Source organism: Actinokineospora pegani, from assembly GCF_009745975.1.
Taxonomy (GTDB): domain Bacteria; phylum Actinomycetota; class Actinomycetes; order Mycobacteriales; family Pseudonocardiaceae; genus Actinokineospora; species Actinokineospora pegani.
Window position 1 is genome coordinate 17,192 of sequence record NZ_WHOL01000070.1, and the last position, 17,327, is coordinate 34,518.

Sequence of the window (17,327 nt, forward strand, 5' to 3'; positions counted from 1 at the left end):
TCGAGAGCGACCCGGGGTGCTCGGAGTCCTCCGAGTGCGACAACAGCGTCCCGCCGCGGGGATGCGGGACCGCCCGGCAACCGGGTGAGCGCTTGTCCGGGCCCGCCGGTGACTCCACGTGGTACGTTTGAGTTTCACTGAACTTGTTGGCATTGAGGGAATTCTCGCCAGTTCGTGGGACGTGGTCCGGGTGAGCCTGTTCGGTCGCGATCCACTCGAGGTCGGGTGCGCGGATTTGTGTCGCCGCGTGATCAACCGGCTGTCGGTCGGTGACAAGGTTGGGGGCGCGTCATTTTCCGCGCTGTTCACCGGTTGGTTTTCCCTTGCCTAGTCAGCTATTGCGTGGTTACGCTCCAAATACGCGCCGACCGGTTCGGTTCAGGTCGGAGCCAGCACTCTCTCATTATCCCTGCTTATTGTTTCCGTTTCCTTCGTGCGTATTCAGCGAGGAGTTTCGCATGTCCCGGAACAGGTTCGCGGCCGCTGCCGCAAGCGCGCTCGGCATCGCCGCGCTCGTCGTCATCCCCGCCGCCACCGCCCAGGCCGCGCCCGCCGAGGCGGCCCTCGGCACCCAGTCGGTGATCACCAAGCAGATCACCTTCAGCTGCACCTACCCGCTGATCGGCGCCCGCGACGTCCCCGCGACGGTCACCGCGACCTTCCCGGACACCGTGGCCGCGGGCTCGCCCATCCACACCACCGACTTCTCCGTCGCCGTCGAGCTGGACTCGCTCACCCTGCAGGCCCTGTCCCTGATCGGGGCCACCACGGTCGAGGGCACCTCGACCGCCGGGGTCGACCTGGACGTCAACGGCACCGAGCTGGGGGTCACCCTGCCCGGCCTGACCATCCCGGTCACCAACATCGCGGGCCCGGCCCCGGTCGCCCTGAACATCACCGGCGCGGTGCCCTCGCTGACGGTCAAGGCCCCCGGCCAGGTGGACATCGCCATCGGCAACACCTTCACCGGCAAGATCACCCCGAGGACCGCCACCGGCGCCGAGACCGGCTTGGGCACCTTCGACCTGAACTGCTCGCAGAACGCGGGTCAGGACCCGTCGCTCGTCTCGATCCCCGTCACCTGATCCAGTGAGTTACTGAATGTGAATGGACCCCGGGCGCAGTCGGCCCGGGGTCCATTCACATTCAGTAACTTGGCCTATTGTTTTCCGGCCGGATATGCGCCTCAGCGCCAAGGCGGATCCGGGGTCGGCGGGACCGGCGGTTCGGTGGCCGGGTCCGGCGAGGGGATCGGGTCCGGGTTCGGGTTCGGCGCCGGGGCGGGCGACGGGATCGGGTCGGCGGGGCCGGGGTCCGGCTGTGGGTGCGACATGGGGATGAGGTACCCGCTGCCGTATGGCTCAATCAGCGGTGCCACTCGATCGCACGGCCGTCGGCGGGACGTGCCGACGCAGGCGGCACCCCCGGCCTCCCACCGGTGTCACACTCCGGCGGGCTGTCCCGTCCTAGTGGTGTGGACGAGTTCGAGAGCGTGCGGGACCGGCTGACCTCCGTGGCCTACGGCATCACCGGGGACCGCGGCGCGGCCGAGGACGTGGTGCAGGAGACGTGGTTGCGCCTCGCCCGCGCCGCCGAGCCGGTCGACGACGTGGCCGGGTGGTGCGTCGTGGTCGCCTCGCGGCTGGCCCTGGACGTGGTGCGGTCCGCGCGGCACCGGCGGGAGCGCTACGTCGGGCCGTGGCTGCCCGAGCCGCTGGTGGAGCCGGACGCCGACCCGGCCGACCGGGTCACGCTCGACGAGTCGGTGAACCTGGCGCTGATGGTGGTGCTGGAGACGCTGACCCCCGCCGAGCGCACGGTGTTCGTGCTGCACGAGGTGTTCGGCACGCCGCTGACCGAGGTGGCGCTGGTGGTCGGGCGCACCCCGGCCGCGGTCCGGCAGCTCGCCTCGCGGGCCCGGCGGCACGTCGCGGACCGGGCACCGAGGTTCGAGCCGGACCCGGGGCGGCAGAAGGCCGTCGTGTCGGCGTTCGCCAGGGCCTGCGGCGGCGACGACCTCGACGCCCTGCTGGCCCTGCTCGACCCCGGCGTCGTCCTGCGCACCGACGGGGGCGGCGTCATCACCGCCGCGCGCAACCCCGTCGTCGGCGCCGACCGCGTCGCCCGGTTCCTGCTGGGCGTGCACCGCAAGAACCCCGCCGCCCTGCGGCTGGTCCGGGTCAACGGCGCGGCGGGCCTGCTCCGCGTGCGCCACGGCCTGCTCGACGGCGTCTTCGCCCTCACTGTCGCCGACGGTCGGATCACCGCCGTCGACATCGTTGTCAACCCCGACAAACTGGCCCGCGTGCGGGCCGAACACCTGGAGGACAAGTGACCGACACCGAGTTCGCTCCCCGCCTGGACGTCAAGGCCCACGCGGGCGAGGCCTACAAGCACATGTTCGGCCTGGAGCGCTTCGTCGCCGACAGCGCGCTGCCCAGGACCATCCACGCACTGGTCAAGCTGCGCGTCAGCCAGATGAACGGCTGCGCGTTCTGCGTCGACATGCACGCCCACGACCTCAAGGCGGAAGGGGAGGTCGACGAGCGGCTGCACTCGGTCGTGACCTGGCGCGAGGCCCCGTTCTTCACCCCGCAGGAGCGCGCCGCGCTCGCCCTCGCCGAGGAGGCCACGGACCTGGGGCGCCACGGCGTCGGGGACGAGGTCTGGGCCGATGCCCGCAAGCACTTCGACGACGAGCAGGTCGCCGCGCTGGTGGTCGCCATCGCCACCATCAACGCCTGGAACCGCTTCGGCACCATCTTGCGGCTGGTGCCGGGGTCCCTGCGCAAGGGGTGACCGGCTGAAGGACGAGGTCGTCGAGTAGTCGGCTCGTTGGGGTGGATCGGGTTGCTCGGGGGAGGCGATCCACCCCAGCGAGCGGTAGGCGGTGCCGACTCGCGGTGCGGTGGGCGGGGGAGCTACGGGGTGGGCTCGTCCAGTTCGGCCCTGTCCGGGGTGGTCGTGGCCTCCACGGCCGTTTTGGGGAGCACCACGGTGGTCTCGGCCGTGCGCCCGCGGAGGGTGACTGTCTCCGCGGAAGTCCAGAGGGTGGCCTCGGCCTCGTTGGCCGAGGCCTGAGCGGCGGCGGAGGCGATGAGCCTGCCGGGGTAGGACTTGGCGAGTTCGGTGAGGCGGGCGGCCTCGTTCACGGGGTCGCCGATGACGGTGTACTCGAAGCGGCGGGTGTCGCCGATGTTGCCCGCCACCGCGGGGCCGGTCGCCACGCCGATGCCCGCGGGGCACTCGGGGACCTCGGCGGGCAGGCGGGCGGCGATGGCGCGGGCGGCGGCGAGGGCCTGGCCCGCGTGGTCGTCGAGGGGCATGGGGGCGCCGAAGATGGCCAGCGCGGCGTCGCCGATGAACTTGTTGACCAGGCCGCCGTGGGCGTCGACCTCGTCGACGATGACGGTGAAGAACCGGTTGAGCAGCTCCACGACCTCGGTCGGGGGGCGGGTGGCGGCCAGGGTGGTGGAGCCGACGATGTCGACGAAGACCACCGACACCTCGCGCACCTGCCCGCCGAGGCGCTCGACGTCGGCGGCCACGGCGACCTCGGCCACCTTCTGCCCGACGTGGCGGCCGAACAGGTCGCGGATGCGCTCGCGCTCGCGCAGCCCGGCCGCCATCCGGTTGAACCCGGCCTGCAGCAGGCCCAGCTCGGTGCCGTCGAACACCGGGATCTCGGTGTCGAAGTGGCCGCGCTCGACCCGGGCCAGGCCGTCGCGCACCGAGTCGATCGGGGCGATGGTGGCCCGCGCGTTGAAGATCATCACCAGTAGGCCGACGACCAGCACGATGCCGCCGAGCACGATCATGGTGACCGCGAGCTGGGTCGGGGTCACGTTCCCCCGGGCCAGCGCGAAGATCCCGACCGTGACCACGCCCGCGACCGGCACGCCGGTGCCCAGCGCCCAGAACAGCAGCAGCCGGGCCGAGACCCCGGCGCCGACCACGCGCCCGAGCGGGTCGCCGTGCAGCGCCCGCGCCGCCACCGGGCGCAGCGCGAACTCGCTGAGCAGGTAGGCGTTGGCGCACACGGTGATCCCGCTGAACCCGACGGTGAACCCGATGGAGGAGGCCAGCTCGGGCTGCGTGATCACGGTGACGACGGTGAACACGATGGTGCCCACGCCCCACAGCGTGGCCTGCATGAGCGTCAGGCCCAGCGGCACCAGCAGGGTCGCGCGCCGGTCGGTCTCGGTCGGCTCGCGCTGCTCGATGGCCCAGCGCAGCGTCTTCAACGCCCGGCCGGTGCCCCAGACGGCGCCGACGATCAGCGCCGCGACGACGTAGGCGGGCACGGCGATCGCCAGCGCCAGCGCGGTGCCGCTGGTCATCTCCGGCGCCGGGATGACGAAGCCGGACAGCGCGATCACCACGACCGCCCCGATGATGTTCGCCGCGACCAGTGTGATCGTCAGCAGTGCCTGCACCCTGATCCGCAGCACCAGGCCCTGTTGGCCCTCCGGACCCAGCAACACTGAACCGAAGGGAGCCCGCCCCTCACCCATCGCGCCCCCGTCCCTTAACCTACTCATGAGTAGGTTAACCGGGCTGTCAACTGGTCCGGGCGACCTTAGCGGAGGTCGACCGGCGGCGCGGCCAGCGCGCGGGCACCGCGAACCAGATCACGCCGATCAGCACCGTCGGTATGCCCGCGACGACGAACGTCCACACGCCGCCCAGCACCATCTCCGAGATCAGCAGCAGCGCCGCGGCGATGGCGCCCGCCAGGCAGGTCAGGCCAGCCACCGTGGTGCGGTTGGCCTGGCGCATGATCCGGGGCCGCTGGCCGCAGCGGAACGACAGCCGGTGCCAGGCGACCGGCGCGGTCAGCAGGCACACCGCCGCCACCGCGAACAGCACCGCGACCAGGTGCGTGCCGCGCTCGAACGCCCCGGTCCGCTCCTGGTAGACGTCGGTGAACGTGATCGACAGCAGGAAGCCGAACAGGATCTGCACGCCCGCCTGGGCGACCCGCAGCTCCTGCAGCAGCTCGTTGACGTTGCGGTTCAGCCGCTCCTGCGCTGTCTCCGACTCGGCGTCGTCGTTCATCTACATCCCATCGATGAGCGCTCTCGCCAGTGCCGTGCCCGAAAGCCACGCCGTCTCCACGCGGGGAGGGCCCCACGCGTCGCCGACGAGCCCGACACCGTCGGTCAGCAGGAACGGGGCCCCGGCCGGGTGGGCGGGGGTGGCGAAGGTCCAGCGGTGCACGTGCGTGGTCATCGGCGCGGGGAGGTCGAACAGCGCGCCGACCGACTCGGCCACCCCCGGGGCCGCCGCGTCGGGGTTCTCGAGGTGGCCGCCGGTGAAGTCCGGGGTGGTGTGGGCGACGAGCACGGGGGCGGCGTCACCGCGCCGCGAGCCGTCGTCGGAGACCGACTGGAGCACCGGGTGGCCGTTGACGAAGGCGGACTTGAAGTCCGACCACGTCCGGTCCGCGTACTCCAGGGTCACCGCCAGGGCCGGGTGCCAGCGCTGCTCGGCGGCGGCGCGGTGCGCGGGGTGGCCGGCCGGGAGCAGGCGCGCGGCCTGCGGGCCGGGCATGGCGAGCACGACCGTGCCGGTGACCTCCTCAGCGGTCGCGGTGTGGCCGGTGGTGACGTCGAGGCCGGTCGCGAGGTCGGCGACCAGGCGGCGCAGGCCGCCGGGGGCGGCGAAGCGGGTCGGGCCGGTCTTGCGCTCGCGGGTGTCGCCCTCGATCGCCAGCAGGGTGTCGGTCCAGGGCAGGGCGAGTCCGCGCGCGGTCCAGTCGTCCACCACGGCCCGGAAGCCGGGGTCGCGGGCGGTGAGGTAGGCGGCGCCGATGTCGGTGGGACGGCCCGCGTAGCGCTTGGTCGCGAGCCTCCCCCCGACGACGTGCCCGCGTTCGACCACGCGGACACCGACCCCGGCGTCGTGCAGGGCGCGGGCGCAGGCGATGCCGGAGATGCCCGCCCCGATCACCAGGACCGCCACGGCGGCCTCAGAACCGGGTCGCCGCGAGCCAGGCGGACCAGGCAGCCCGGTCGCCGACCACGTCCAGGGCGTCCGACTCCGGCCTGCCCGCCACCGCGAGCAGCAGGTCGGCGACCGGACCGCGTACCGCGACGTCGGCCTTGGCGTGGCTGTGGTCCCACCGCGCACCGTCCCCGTCGGACACGACGAGCCACTCGCCCGCGCCGTCGTGGGCGTGCAGGTGCAGCGACAACGGGGGGGTCCCCTTGTGGACGGCCAGGTCGAGGAACTCCGAGACCCCGTCGGCGGCGACGGCGGGCTCGATGTCGAACGGGACGCCGAGGGCCAGCGCGGCGTCGCCCAAGTGGACGGTGACGTCGTGCAGCCGCCTGCGCACCCACCACTGGGCGGGGCGGGGGCCGACGAACGTCCACACCGGCTCGTCCGGGCCGGTGGCCGCGATCGCGTCGAACAGCGCGACCGGGCCCTGCTCCAGCCACGGGACCAGTCCGCCCTCGGGCGGCTTGCCGCCGGGCACCTGGCGGGGGTCGAGCGCCTCGGTCGCCCGGTCGCGGATCATGGTCGTGGCCCAGAGCGTGCCCCGGCCGACGTGGCGCGACAACTGGGTCAGCGACCAGCCGGGGCAGGTGGGCACCGGGGTCTCGGGGGCGCCGGGTGCGACGGTCCCGGCGAAGCGGCGGGTGTACTCGACGAGCGCGGCGGCGTGGTCGATGGGAGGCATGCCCCCGATCAAACCGCACCGGGCGGTTGTCCGCTGTCAGGTGGTGACGCGGGTTCCGTTGCTCACGGCTGCTCCAGGGAGAGGTGGGCGTCCGGGGTCCGCCGCACCGCAGACCCCGGACTGGGGACCGGGAGCGGGCTGGATTCACTGGCTCGCTCACCAACGGGTGAATGATGCACATTCTGTGCTCGGGTTGGCCAGCAAAGAGGGGCGCGTATCACTCGAATGGCGCAAGTGCGCCGGTCAGAGCCAGCCACGCTGAGCTGCGGCGACTCCGGCTTGGAACCGGGTGGTCGCGCCCAGTTGGGCTTGCAGCACCGCCACCCGGCGCACCACCGTCCGCCGGGACAGCCCCAGCCTGCGGGCGATGGCGTCGTCGGTGGCGCCCGCGGCCATCAGCGCCACGACCCGCCGGTCGCGGTCGGAGATCTCGTGCCCGTCGGCAACGGTCACCGGCACCGACAGCGTCCACAACGACTCGAACGTGCTCGCCAGCGCGGCCACCAGCGGCGCCGACGCGATCAGCATCGAGGTCCCGCCGACCGCCAGCAGCGCCCGGTCGTCGTCGGCCAGCACCAGTCCCATCGGCGGCGCGGCCAGTGTGCGCAGCACCTCGCCCGCGGCGGGCGCGAGGGCGTCGGGGGTGTAGGCGGGGTGGATCGTGCGGTAGCGCACCCCGGCGGCGATCCGCTCGGCCCGCGCCTCCGCGCGCGTCTCCCGCAGCGCGGCGGACTCCCGCGCCGCCGCCGCGTCGCCCTGCTCGATCGAGCGCACCTGGGCGCGGGCGCCGCGGTGCAGCGCGCGCAGGGCGCGCGAGCGGTCGCTGGGGTCGGAGACCGTCTCCACCAGGGGGTCCCGCGCGAGCATGTCGGGGTCCATGCCGCCGGTCCCTCCCGGGTGGACAAGTCGGATACGCGGATGTATCGGGCACCGTAGGCGGGAACCCGGCGAAGGTCAATCACCGCCCACGCAGGCGGACCCGCACGCGGTACGGTCGCGCGCATGGCACGGGTGAGACGGGCCGAGGTCAGGGAGCGGGTGCTCGCGGCGGCGGCCGGGGTGTTCGCGGAGAAGGGCATCGCCGCCGCCAGGATGGCCGACGTCGCGGCCGCGGCGGGGTTCACCAGGGGCGCGGTCTACTCGAACTTCGCCAACAAGGCCGAGTTGGTCGCCGCCGTCGTCGACGCCGCCTCCGACCGGGTCGCCGCGCGGGGCGCGGCGGTGTTCGACCCCGCCGTGGCGCCGAGCGCGCTGCCCGACTCCCTGGGCGCGCTGGTCGCCGGTGGACCGTTGGTCGACCGGCGGTTGGCGCTGGAACTGGCCGTGCAGGCCAGTCGCGACCCGGGGCTGCGCGCCACGCTCGCCGAACCCAGGCGCAGGCAGCGCCGCGTCGTCGCCGAGGCCATCACCGCCTACGCCGCCGCGCGCGGGCTCACACCGCCCGTGCGGGCCGATGTCCTGGCCGCCGTCCTGCTCGCGTTGGTCACCAGCCTCACCATCGAACGCCTGGTGGACCCGGACGGCCTGCCCGCCGAGGCGTTGCGGCACGCGCTCGCCCCGCTGCTGCCCGCCTGATCCCGATTCGGAGTCGATCGCGGGCAGGCCCGCTCCGGCGAACGTAGGATCGCGCGGTGACCGACCACAGGGCGCTGCTGGACCCCATGCGCTGGCCCCGCTGGCTGGCCCGCGACGCCGAGCGCAGGAAGTTGATGGATCCCGAGGCGCTGGCCACGGTGGACCACGCGGTGCGCGAGTTCCCCGCCGCGGCGTTCGCCATCGGGATGCTGCCGACCCCGCTCCCGGTGGAGCAGGTGGAGAAGCTGCCGCGCGGGGAGGTGCGCGACGCCCCGGACGGCGCCCGCATCCGCTTCCGCGCGCACCTGGTCCCCGGCGAGACCCGGGGCTGGCTGCTGGGCAACGGCGTGGTGATCAGCATGGCGCAGCGCACAGTCCAGCCGCAGTACGTGCCGGTCTCCCGGGGGGACGGTGTGGCGCTGCGTCGCGATGGGATACTCGTGCGGTCCGCGATCGCTGGCTGGGAGCCGTTTCCCGCGCCGGTGGAGGTCGAGCTCGACTCGGGCACGCAGGGCCTGGCCGAGTACCTGGAGAGGGTGCTCGCCGCCCGCCGTCCTTTGTAGAGCGCCCCGGGCGGGGGCGCTCCACGGCGGGCGGTCAGCGGCGGGCGAGGCGGCGTTCGGCCCCGGTGCCGTAGTCCAGGTCGTAGTGGGTGAAGATCGAGGGCTCGTCCGCGGCGAGGAGCTCGCCGTCGGTCTCGATGGCGGGGGCGTCTTTCACCAGGTCCTTGGCGAAGCGGACCCGGATGTGCTTCGGGGCCACCGTGGCGCCGAGGGCCGGGGCGAACACCAGGCGGTGCTTGCCGATGAAGCCGACCTTGACGGTGAAGAAGCTGGGCTCGTCGGTGAGGGTGTCGACGTAGATGGCCTCGAGGGCGCCGATCGTCTTGCCGTCCGGGTCGACCACGCTGTGGCCGATCCAGTCGCGCAGGTTCTCCGCGGGGAACATGTCCCCTGGTTACCCCTCGTCGGCGGTGGGTGAAACGCCGAACCTGGCGGTGAGTGTGGTCCGGTTGTCGGAGTGGGTGAGCCGGACGCTGTCGGCGAGGGCCTCGATCATCCGCAGCCCCCAGCCCCGCGGGCTGGCCGGGTCGCGCACCGGCGGCCGCCAGGTGCCCCGGTCGACCACCACGAGCGTCACCGAGTCCGGGTGGACCGTGGCGGTCAGCGACACCGAGCCCTCGGCGTCGGCGTAGCCGTGCTCGATGGCGTTGGCCACCGCCTCGTCGCAGGCCAGGACGATGTCCGCGCACAGGTCCTCGGCCACGCCGCGGCCCGCCAGCCAGCGGCCGAGCCTGCGCCGCAGGCCGGGCAGCCGGTCGCTGTGCGCCGGGACCGTCACCACCAGCGCCTTCGACCCGCCGGGACCGCGGGTGGTCCCGTCCGCCCCGGGGTGCTCGGCGTCCGGGGTCTGCGCGTCGATCATCGCCAGGTCCCCTCCCGGGTCTTCCGCGCCTTCGGCCGTCCTCGACGATCACCGTACTCCCGACCGGTCGTGCGCCGCCGGGACGGCGGGGGTGCGTACGATCCGGCACGGGTGACCCAGGTCGTCGACCACCCCACCCGATAACGATTCACTCCGGCGGTACCCGACCACCCTCGCGAGGACCGACGATGGGGGGACACGGTGCGCGGCGTGGTGGGCTTGGACTAGGAGGGGCGGGAGGGCGGCATGCTCGGCTTGAGACGGCTCGGGCGCCGCGGTCGCGGGCAGCGGGTGCGCGACGTCGGGCCCGAGCAGTTGGGTGTGCACCCGGCCGCGCCCGTGAAGGGTTCCCCCGCCGGGGCGCCGCCGTACATCGCCCGCGACGTCGACCCCGAGCTGGACGCGCTGCTGGCGGGCGGCGGCCTGGTCGTGATCGAGGGCGACTCCGCCTCCGGCAAGACCCGCACCGCCGCCGAGGCGGCCCGCCGCGTCCTGGCCGACCGCGCGCTGGTCCAGCCCGGCGACGCCGCCGAGCTGCGCGCCTGGGCCGAGTCCGAGCAGCGCCGGGCCGACGTCGTGGTCTGGCTCGACGACCTGGAGCGGTTCCTGGTCCCCGGCGGCCTCGACAGCGCCCTGCTCGCCGCGCTGGCCCCCGGGGACAGCCCCGACACGCTGCTGCTGGCCACCCTGCGCTCCCGGGCCAGGCTCACCCTCACCGCCGCGGGCTCGCAGGCCGAGGCCGAGCTGGCCCGCCGCGCCGCCGACGTGCTGGGCGGGGCCACCACGGTCCGGCTGCGGCGCGGGTTCAGCGCCGAGGAGCTGGTGCGCGCCGAGGCGCTGCGCGCCGACCCGCGCATCGACGACGCGCTGGCGCGCGGCGAGGACGGCGCGCTGCCCGAGCGGCTGTGCGCCGGGCGCACCATCGCCGCCAAGTGGCACGCGGGCATCGACAGCGACAGCGGCGGGGCCAGGGCGGGCGCGGCCATCGTCGCCGCGGCCGTCGACATCAAGCGCGCGGGCTGCGCCACCGCCGTCAGCCGCAAGACCCTGGCCGAGCTGTACTCGCACTACCTCGACCAGGCCGCCCCCGTCGGCCCGGCGCTGTTCGACGCGGGCCTGGCCTGGGCCACCCAGCCGGTGCGCGGCGCGGGCGGCTGCCTGGTCTCCCGGGGCGAGGGCGTCTACGAGGCCTTCGACTACCTCGTCGACGGCGCGGAGGCGCCGGTGCCGGAGTCGGTGTGGGAGGTGCTGCTGCGCCACCTCGCGCCGTCCGACCTGCCGCTGGTGGCACTGGCCGCGCACCGGGCCAAGCAGGAGGACATCGGCCGCCGCATCCTGGTCCGCTGGGCCGACTCCTCGCCGGACCCGCAGGTGTGGGGCCTGGTCGGGGCGATGCTGTTCCGCGGCGGGGCCGACGTCTCGCCGCAGCGCCGCGCCTCGGAGGCGGTGCCGTGGCTGGTGCGCGCGGTGGAGGCGGGCAACGCCGAGGCCGCGGGCCACCTGGTCGCGCTGTACCAGGAGATCGGCGACGGCGACGCGGTGGAGCTGTGGGCCCGCCGGGGCGCGCACCAGGGCAACGCGGAGACGATGGTCGCCCTGGGCCGCAGGCTGATCGAGCGCGGCGAGCGCACCGAGGCCGACCGCTGGCTGCGCAAGGTGATCGAGAGCAGCCCGCTGGAGGTCGAGCTGCTGCCGATCACCGACGGCGTCGCGCTGGAGGTCCCGCCCGGCTCGGCGCGCGCGGGCCGGGTCGCGGGCGACCACCTGGAGTTCTCCTGCCCGCGCTCGGACGCGATGGTCCTGCTGGGGATGCTGCTCAACCGCCCCGGCCGCTACGAGGAGGCCGAGCACTGGCTGCGCCGGGCCGCGCTCACCGGGCTCATGGACGCCCTGCTGGTCTACGGCCACTTCGCCAACGACCGCAAGGGCAGGCTGGCGCTGGCCGAGTGGTGCGAGCTGGCGCAGGGCCTGGGCCGCGCGGACGCGGTGGAGGAGCTGGGCGTGCGGCTGCTCAAGACGGACACGTTCAGCGCGCAACTGCTGTTCCTGTCCGCGGCGGACGCGGGCAAGCTGCGGGCGATGGGCTACCTCGGCCAGATGTCCGAGCGCCGCGGCGCCTTCGACGAGGCCGAGCAGTACTACCTGCGCGCGCAGTCGGAGTACCCCGAGGTCTCCCGCTTCCTGACCCGGGTCCGCGCCGCGCGCGCGGCCAACCCGTGGCCCCCGGTGAAGTTCCAGCAACCATGACCTATTGACTTTCGATAGATACTTAGCGAAACTCGATCAATGATGATTGAGCGTCGCGCGGTGACCGCGCTCCGGGTGTTCCTCGTGCTGCTGTTCGCGCTGCTGGTGCTGTTCCAGACGATGTCGCTGCCGGGTCAGTTCGCCCACATGGCCGAGGAGGACCCGGGGTCGGCCCACCTGAGATGGCCCGCCACGGCGGTGACGGTGTTCTGGGTGCTGTGCGCCCAGGTCGTGCTGGTGTGCACCTGGCAGTTGCTCACGCTCGTCCGGCGCGACCGCATCTTCAGCGAGGTCGCGTTCAAGTGGGTCGACGGCATCCTGTGGGCGGTGCTGGCCGCGTGGGTGACGCTGGGCGGCGTGCTGGTGTTCGTGCTCCTCAACGCCGATGACCCCGGCGTGCCGCTGCTGCTGATCCTGCTGGGCGCGGGCGTGACCGTGTTCGGCCTGGTGGTCCTGGTGATGCGCGCACTGCTGCGCCAGGCGGCGACCCTGCGCGCCGACCTGGAGGGGGTCATCTGATGGCGATCGTCGTGCGCATCGATGTCGAGCTGGCCAAGCGGAAGATGAGCGTCGGCGAGTTCGCCGAGCTGGTCGGGCTCACCCCGGCCAACGTGGCGGTGTTGAAGAACGGGCGGGCCAAGGCGGTGCGGTTCAGCACGCTGGAGGCCATGTGCCGGGCCCTCGGCTGCCAGCCGGGCGACCTGCTGGAGTGGGTCGAGGACGAGTGAGACACGGCCTGGGTCGCGTTGTGGCCCCACAGCGCGACCCAGGTCGTGTATCGAAAGCCGCTGTTCGCGATTGCCACCCCGCGCCGCCAGGAACCACACCGATCACGACTCTCACCGAACGGACTCCCGAAACACGACCTAGAGCCGGGGGGCGACCTCCGCGGCGACGAAGTCGAGGTGGTCGAGGTCGGACAGGTCCAGGAACTGCAGGTACAGCTTGCTGATCCCGGTCCTGTCCACCCACCGCCCGATCTTGTCGGTGACCTCCTCCACCGTCCCGGCCAGGCCGTTGGCGCGCAGCTCCGCGGGCTCCCGGCCGATCGCGGCGGCGCGGCGGGCCACCTCGGCGTCGTCGCGGCCGACGCAGACCACCTGGGCGACCGAGCGTTCCAGCGGGGTGCGGCCCGCCGCGGCGCAGGCGGCGTCGACGCGGGCGAACTGGGCGGCGGAGTCGTCCATGGAGGCGAACGGCAGGTTGAACTCGTCGGCGTGGCGGGCGGCCAGGCGCGGGGTGCGCTTGGCGCCGAAGCCGCCGATGATGACCGGCGGGGCGGGGGACTGCGCGGGCTTGGGCAGGGCGGGTGAGTCGGTCAGCCGGTAGTGCTTGCCCGTGTGGGTGAAGGTCTCGCCCTCGGGGGTGCGCCACAGCCCGGTGATGACGGCGAGCTGCTCGGCGTAGCGCTCGAAGCGCTCGCCCAGGTCCGGGAACGGGATGCCGTAGGCGGTGTGCTCGTCGGCGTACCAGCCGCTGCCGACGCCGAACTCGACGCGGCCGCCGGACATCCGGTCGACCTGGGCGACCGCGATCGCGGTGGGGCCGGGCAGCCGGAAGGTGATGGCCGTCATCAGGGTGCCCAGCCGGATGGTGCTGGTCTCTCGGGCCAGGCCCGCCAGGGTGATCCACGCGTCGGTGGGGCCGGGCATGCCGTCGGCGCCGCCCATCGGCAGGTAGTGGTCGGAGCGGAAGAACGCGTCGTACCCGGCCGCCTCCGCGCGCTGCGCGGCGGCGAGCAGATCGGTGTAGTCGGCGCCCTGCTGGGGCTCGGTGAAGACCCTGAGTCGCAGTGGTCCCGAAGTGGCGGTCACCCGGCCACCGTAGCCGCGGCGCCCGATCCGTGTATTATCGTATCTCATACGAAAATGAGAGGAGCGTCCGTGGACGCTGTTGTGGTGGAGGGCGCGCGCAAGCGCTTTGGCGAGGTGGTGGCCCTCGACGGGGTCGACCTCGCCGTGCCGTCCGGGGAGTTGCGGGCCCTGCTGGGGCCCAACGGGGCGGGCAAGACCACGCTCGTGCGCGCCTTGGCGACGCTGAGCGGGCTCGACGGGGGGCGGGCCGAGGTCGCCGGGATCGACGTCGCCGCCGACCCGGCGGGGGTGCGGGCCAGGATCGGGGTCGTCGGCCAGCACGCCGCCGTCGACGAGGTGCTGACCGGGCGGGCCAACCTGCGCATGTTCGCCCGGCTGCACCACCTGTCCGCCGCGGGGGCGCGGAGCAGGGCGGACGAGCTGTTGGAGGTGTTCGGCCTGGTCGAGGCCGCCGACCGGCCGGTCTCCGGCTACTCCGGCGGGATGCGGCGACGGCTGGACCTGGCCGCGGGCATGGTGCTCTCGCCCGCCGTGCTGTTCCTCGACGAGCCGACGACCGGCCTCGACCCGCGCGGCCGGGCCCAGGTCTGGGACGCCGTGCGCGACCTGGTGCGCGGCGGCACGACCGTGCTGATGACCACCCAGTACCTCGACGAGGCCGACCAGTTGGCCGACCGGGTGACGGTGGTCGATCGCGGCCGGGTGCTCGCCGAGGGCACGCCCGCCGAACTCAAGGCCAGGGTCGGCGGCGCGCACCTGGTGTTCGTCGTGCGGGAGGGCCACGACCTCGACCGGGCCGCCGCGGCGGTGGCGGGCCTGGGCGCGCCGCGCACCGACCTCGAGCGGCGCCGGGTCGACCTGGCGGTGTCCGGGGGAGCGGGCGACCTGGTGCGCGCTGTCCGGGCGCTGGACGCCGACGGGATCGAGGTGGCCGACATCGCGCTGCGGGCGCCGACGCTGGACGAGGCGTTCCTCGCGCTGACCGGGCAGGTGGTCGCATGAGCACGTGGGTTGTCGTCGACTCGATGACGCTGACCAGGCGGGCCCTGGCGCACTGGCGCGCCAACCCCGGGCCGCTGGTGTTCGGCATGCTGTTCAACGCGATGCTGGTGCTCGTCTTCGCCTACCTGTTCGGCGGGGCGATCACCGTGCCGGGCGGGCAGGACTACGGGTCGTACCTGATGCCGGGCATGCTCGGCATGACCATGCTGTTCGGCACCGGCGGCACCACCGAGGCGATCGCGACCGACCTGCGGCGCGGGGTCGTCGACCGGTTCCGCTCCATGCCGATGGCGCCCTCGGCGGTCCTGGTGGGACGCGCCGTCGCCGACCTGCTGCTGGCCGTGCTCACCCTCGCGGTGATGGTCGGGGTCGGCCTGCTCATCGGGTGGCGACCCGAGGTGGGCCCGGGTTTCGCGCTGGCCCTGGTGCTGCTGCTGTGGTTCCGGTTCGCGCTCACCTGGGTCGGGGTGTACCTGGCGCTGCGGCTGCGCGAGGGCGTGGTGACCGTGGTGCAGACCGTGGAGTTCCCGGTCGGGTTCCTGTCCGGGGCGTTCATCCCGACCTCGACGATGCCGGGGTGGCTGGGCGCGATCGCCGACTGGAACCCGCTGTCGAGCACGGTGGCCGCGACCAGGGAGCTGACCGGGAGCCCGGCCGTGGCCGGGTCCTGGCCCGCGGAGCACCCGCTGCTGCTGGCGGTGGTGTGGCCCGCGGTGCTGCTGGCCGTGTTCTTCCCACTCGCGGCGCGCGCCTTCGCGCGCCTGGGTGACTGAGCGTCGACCGGTCGGATGAGGACCGCCGCCCCGGGGAGGCCCCGGGGCGGCGGCCCGTCACCGTCCTGTGCGGACTAGTCCGCCGGTGGGCGGGCGCCGCGCGACTCCACCAGCACCGCCACCCCGTCGAGGATGCAGCGCAGGCCGAAGTCGAAGTTGAGCGCCGCGTCGTAGGACAGCCCGTAGGTGGTGCCCGCGGCGGCGCCGACCGCCGAGGCGGTCGGGAACGCGCTCTGGTCGACGTACTTGCCCACGACCTCGGCGGTGGCCGCGCGCCACTCCTCGTCGGTCAGGCCCGCCTCGCCCTGGGCCTGGCGGGTGTCGGCCGCCCGGCGGGCGGTGTTCTCCGCGTGGCCGAGCACGACGGTGAGGATGGTGTCCATCTCGACCTCGCCCAGGCCCAGGCCGGACAGCGCGCTCAACTCGTACTCGTACTTGCGCATCACGTTCGGGCCCAGCGGGGCCCGGCTGACACCGAGTTGCAGCATCCACGGGTGCCGGTGGAACAGCGCCCAGTTCTCCCTGGCGATCTGCTCGAGCCGGGTCCGCCACCCGCCCGCGACCTCGGCCTTGCCCGTCTCCGCGTAGACCTTGTCCAGCATCAGGTCGATCAGCTCGGCCTTGCCCGGCACGTAGGTGTAGAGCGACATGGTGCCCACGCCGAGCGCGTCGGCGACCCGGCGCATCGACAGCGCCACCACGCCCTCGCTGTCGGCGACCTCGATGGCCGCGGCGACGATCCGCTCGACGCTGAGCTCCCGGCGGCCGACGCGCGCGGGCCGCGCCTGGTCGCGCCAGAGCAGGGCCAGGCTGCGCGTCGGATCGCCGCCGCCGCCGCTGTGGTCCCTGCTTCGACCCCTGGTCCCGCCGTCCTTAGCCATCGTGCCTCGATCGTACTGGGTACCAGGCGTTCGCGTCGCCGTCGACGGACCCCCAAGAGGGGGCTTTTCCCACTTGCGCCATGCGACCTCCGGCCCCCGCTCATGTCGAGCCGTCCTCGGGCTCGAGGTCCTGTGTGGACTTGGTCACGCGGGGGCCGTCGCGTTGGAGTCCACTGAGGACGCGGCGGACCGCCTGCCGACCGCGACCAACACCGTGACCAACGACAGTAGCGGCATCGGGTTACCGACGATCGCGGTGATGGTCACTTCACCGGCGACCGCGGCGCAGGCCATGACGAACACCCAGGTCGGCGCGGTCCCGGGCCGGGGCCTGCCTGCCGTCGGGCCCCGGCCCCACGGCTTGGCCACCGACAACCAGGCCTGGAAGGCGATCGCGGAGGCCATCACCGCGGGTCCGAGCAGGATGGTGCTGGGCGAGGCCGCCCCGGTCTCGGCCGCCGCCACCGCGTCGGACAGGTTTCCCGATAGCACGAATATCCCGATATAGAGCTGAATGAGCGTGATGGCGAACTTGACCAGCACCCACCGGTGCCGGAAGAACCCCCACGCCGTCGAGGCCGACAGCACGATCCCGGTCATCGCCGAGGTGCTGGCCATGGCCGCCAGCAGCACCATGTCCAGCCGCTCGGCCATCGTGGTGGCCGCGACCCGCACGGCCTGGTCGTCAGCCGCCTCGGCCGTGGCCAGCAGCACCAGCAACGCCAGCGCCTGGGCCATCCAGCTCACCGAGGTGAGCACGTGCAGCCACACCAGGAGCCGCCGCCACCGCTGCTGGTTCTTCCCCGCTTTTCGCATGGCCACACCCTGGCGCTGCCCGGGGGCGTGCCGCGTCCGGGACAACCCTTGATAAGACCCTGATCCAGACCCTGACGCTATTCGGCGGGCCGGACGGACCGATCGGCTG

Annotated in this window: 21 protein-coding genes; 11 read left to right on the top strand and 10 right to left on the bottom strand. The window is 73.5% G+C overall.

The genetic code is table 11. The features are described from left to right. The first annotated feature begins 190 nt into the window (after window positions 1-190). The 4 genes from GCL84_RS10655 to GCL84_RS10670 all read left to right on the top strand — a co-directional run bounded on the left by GCL84_RS10655 (window position 191) and on the right by GCL84_RS10670 (window position 2,799). The gene (locus tag GCL84_RS10655; RefSeq protein WP_156755260.1) at window positions 191-331 is read left to right on the top strand and encodes a hypothetical protein; all 141 of its coding nucleotides are present in this window, start codon (window positions 191-193) and stop codon (window positions 329-331) included. A 127-nt stretch (window positions 332-458) separates the two neighbouring features. Continuing rightward, entirely contained in the window at window positions 459-1,085 is a 627-nt protein-coding gene (locus tag GCL84_RS10660) for a DUF6801 domain-containing protein (RefSeq protein WP_156755261.1), read from the top strand. A gap of 389 nt (window positions 1,086-1,474) precedes the next feature. Then, window positions 1,475-2,335, top strand: coding sequence for an RNA polymerase sigma factor SigJ (gene sigJ, locus GCL84_RS10665; RefSeq protein WP_235926140.1), 861 nt, complete (start codon window positions 1,475-1,477; stop codon window positions 2,333-2,335). Beyond that, window positions 2,332-2,799 (top strand): carboxymuconolactone decarboxylase family protein, encoded by a 468-nt coding sequence (locus GCL84_RS10670; protein WP_235926141.1) that lies wholly within the window; start codon window positions 2,332-2,334, stop codon window positions 2,797-2,799. The genes sigJ and GCL84_RS10670 overlap by 4 nt, the downstream gene beginning before the upstream one ends. Before the next feature lie 122 nt (window positions 2,800-2,921). On the opposite strand, the gene GCL84_RS10675 is transcribed toward GCL84_RS10670, so the two are convergent. The 5 genes from GCL84_RS10675 to GCL84_RS10695 form a co-directional block, all read right to left on the bottom strand. Beyond that, on the bottom strand, window positions 2,922-4,514 hold the full coding sequence (locus GCL84_RS10675) for an adenylate/guanylate cyclase domain-containing protein (protein ID WP_156755263.1): 1,593 nt from the start codon (window positions 4,512-4,514) through the stop codon (window positions 2,922-2,924). A 46-nt stretch (window positions 4,515-4,560) separates the two neighbouring features. Then, window positions 4,561-5,058 (bottom strand): DUF6328 family protein, encoded by a 498-nt coding sequence (locus GCL84_RS10680; RefSeq protein WP_156755264.1) that lies wholly within the window; start codon window positions 5,056-5,058, stop codon window positions 4,561-4,563. Further along, complete coding sequence (locus GCL84_RS10685) at window positions 5,059-5,964, bottom strand: NAD(P)/FAD-dependent oxidoreductase (RefSeq protein ID WP_197523157.1); 906 nt, start codon at window positions 5,962-5,964, stop codon at window positions 5,059-5,061. A 7-nt stretch (window positions 5,965-5,971) separates the two neighbouring features. Beyond that, window positions 5,972-6,685, bottom strand: a complete 714-nt coding sequence (locus GCL84_RS10690) for a maleylpyruvate isomerase family mycothiol-dependent enzyme (RefSeq protein ID WP_235926142.1) — start codon at window positions 6,683-6,685, stop codon at window positions 5,972-5,974. 243 nt (window positions 6,686-6,928) lie between these two features. Next, entirely contained in the window at window positions 6,929-7,564 is a 636-nt protein-coding gene (locus GCL84_RS10695; protein ID WP_156755265.1) for a LuxR C-terminal-related transcriptional regulator, read from the bottom strand. A 123-nt stretch (window positions 7,565-7,687) separates the two neighbouring features. Here GCL84_RS10695 and GCL84_RS10700 point away from each other — a divergent pair, with 123 nt between their 5' ends. After that, a complete protein-coding gene (locus GCL84_RS10700; protein WP_156755266.1) occupies window positions 7,688-8,260 on the top strand; it encodes a TetR family transcriptional regulator in 573 nt (190 codons plus the stop codon). A gap of 56 nt (window positions 8,261-8,316) precedes the next feature. Beyond that, entirely contained in the window at window positions 8,317-8,823 is a 507-nt protein-coding gene (locus tag GCL84_RS10705; protein WP_156755267.1) for a hypothetical protein, read from the top strand. A 34-nt stretch (window positions 8,824-8,857) separates the two neighbouring features. Here GCL84_RS10705 and GCL84_RS10710 read toward each other — a convergent pair whose 3' ends face one another. Both GCL84_RS10710 and GCL84_RS10715 read right to left on the bottom strand, forming a co-directional pair. Continuing rightward, window positions 8,858-9,208, bottom strand: coding sequence for a PRC-barrel domain-containing protein (locus GCL84_RS10710; protein WP_156755268.1), 351 nt, complete (start codon window positions 9,206-9,208; stop codon window positions 8,858-8,860). Between the two features lie 9 nt (window positions 9,209-9,217). After that, window positions 9,218-9,685 carry an ATP-binding protein gene (locus GCL84_RS10715; protein ID WP_156755269.1) on the bottom strand — a complete coding sequence of 156 codons (468 nt, stop codon included), beginning with the start codon at window positions 9,683-9,685 and terminating at the stop codon, window positions 9,218-9,220. Between the two features lie 246 nt (window positions 9,686-9,931). On the opposite strand from GCL84_RS10715, the gene GCL84_RS10720 reads away from it, so the two are divergent. The 3 genes from GCL84_RS10720 to GCL84_RS10730 are packed head-to-tail and all read left to right on the top strand — an operon-like array spanning window position 9,932 to window position 12,660. Further along, entirely contained in the window at window positions 9,932-11,932 is a 2,001-nt protein-coding gene (locus GCL84_RS10720) for a tetratricopeptide repeat protein (RefSeq protein ID WP_156755270.1), read from the top strand. A 39-nt stretch (window positions 11,933-11,971) separates the two neighbouring features. Next, window positions 11,972-12,451, top strand: a complete 480-nt coding sequence (locus tag GCL84_RS10725) for a DUF2975 domain-containing protein (RefSeq protein WP_156755271.1) — start codon at window positions 11,972-11,974, stop codon at window positions 12,449-12,451. Then, window positions 12,451-12,660 carry a helix-turn-helix domain-containing protein gene (locus GCL84_RS10730; RefSeq protein WP_156755272.1) on the top strand — a complete coding sequence of 70 codons (210 nt, stop codon included), beginning with the start codon at window positions 12,451-12,453 and terminating at the stop codon, window positions 12,658-12,660. The genes GCL84_RS10725 and GCL84_RS10730 overlap by 1 nt, the downstream gene beginning before the upstream one ends. Window positions 12,661-12,798: 138 nt before the next feature. Here GCL84_RS10730 and GCL84_RS10735 read toward each other — a convergent pair whose 3' ends face one another. Further along, on the bottom strand, window positions 12,799-13,725 hold the full coding sequence (locus tag GCL84_RS10735; RefSeq protein WP_156755296.1) for an LLM class F420-dependent oxidoreductase: 927 nt from the start codon (window positions 13,723-13,725) through the stop codon (window positions 12,799-12,801). Window positions 13,726-13,800: 75 nt separating this feature from the next. On the opposite strand from GCL84_RS10735, the gene GCL84_RS10740 reads away from it, so the two are divergent. Next, window positions 13,801-14,748, top strand: a complete 948-nt coding sequence (locus GCL84_RS10740) for an ATP-binding cassette domain-containing protein (RefSeq protein WP_156755273.1) — start codon at window positions 13,801-13,803, stop codon at window positions 14,746-14,748. Further along, on the top strand, window positions 14,745-15,521 hold the full coding sequence (locus tag GCL84_RS10745) for an ABC transporter permease (RefSeq protein ID WP_156755274.1): 777 nt from the start codon (window positions 14,745-14,747) through the stop codon (window positions 15,519-15,521). Before GCL84_RS10740 ends, GCL84_RS10745 begins: the two co-directional genes overlap by 4 nt. 74 nt (window positions 15,522-15,595) lie before the next feature. Here GCL84_RS10745 and GCL84_RS10750 read toward each other — a convergent pair whose 3' ends face one another. Then, window positions 15,596-16,402: a TetR/AcrR family transcriptional regulator gene (locus tag GCL84_RS10750; RefSeq protein WP_156755275.1), complete on the bottom strand. Its 807-nt coding sequence runs from the start codon at window positions 16,400-16,402 to the stop codon at window positions 15,596-15,598. A gap of 144 nt (window positions 16,403-16,546) precedes the next feature. Then, complete coding sequence (locus GCL84_RS10755; RefSeq protein ID WP_156755276.1) at window positions 16,547-17,218, bottom strand: hypothetical protein; 672 nt, start codon at window positions 17,216-17,218, stop codon at window positions 16,547-16,549. Between the last annotated feature and the right edge of the window lie 109 nt (window positions 17,219-17,327).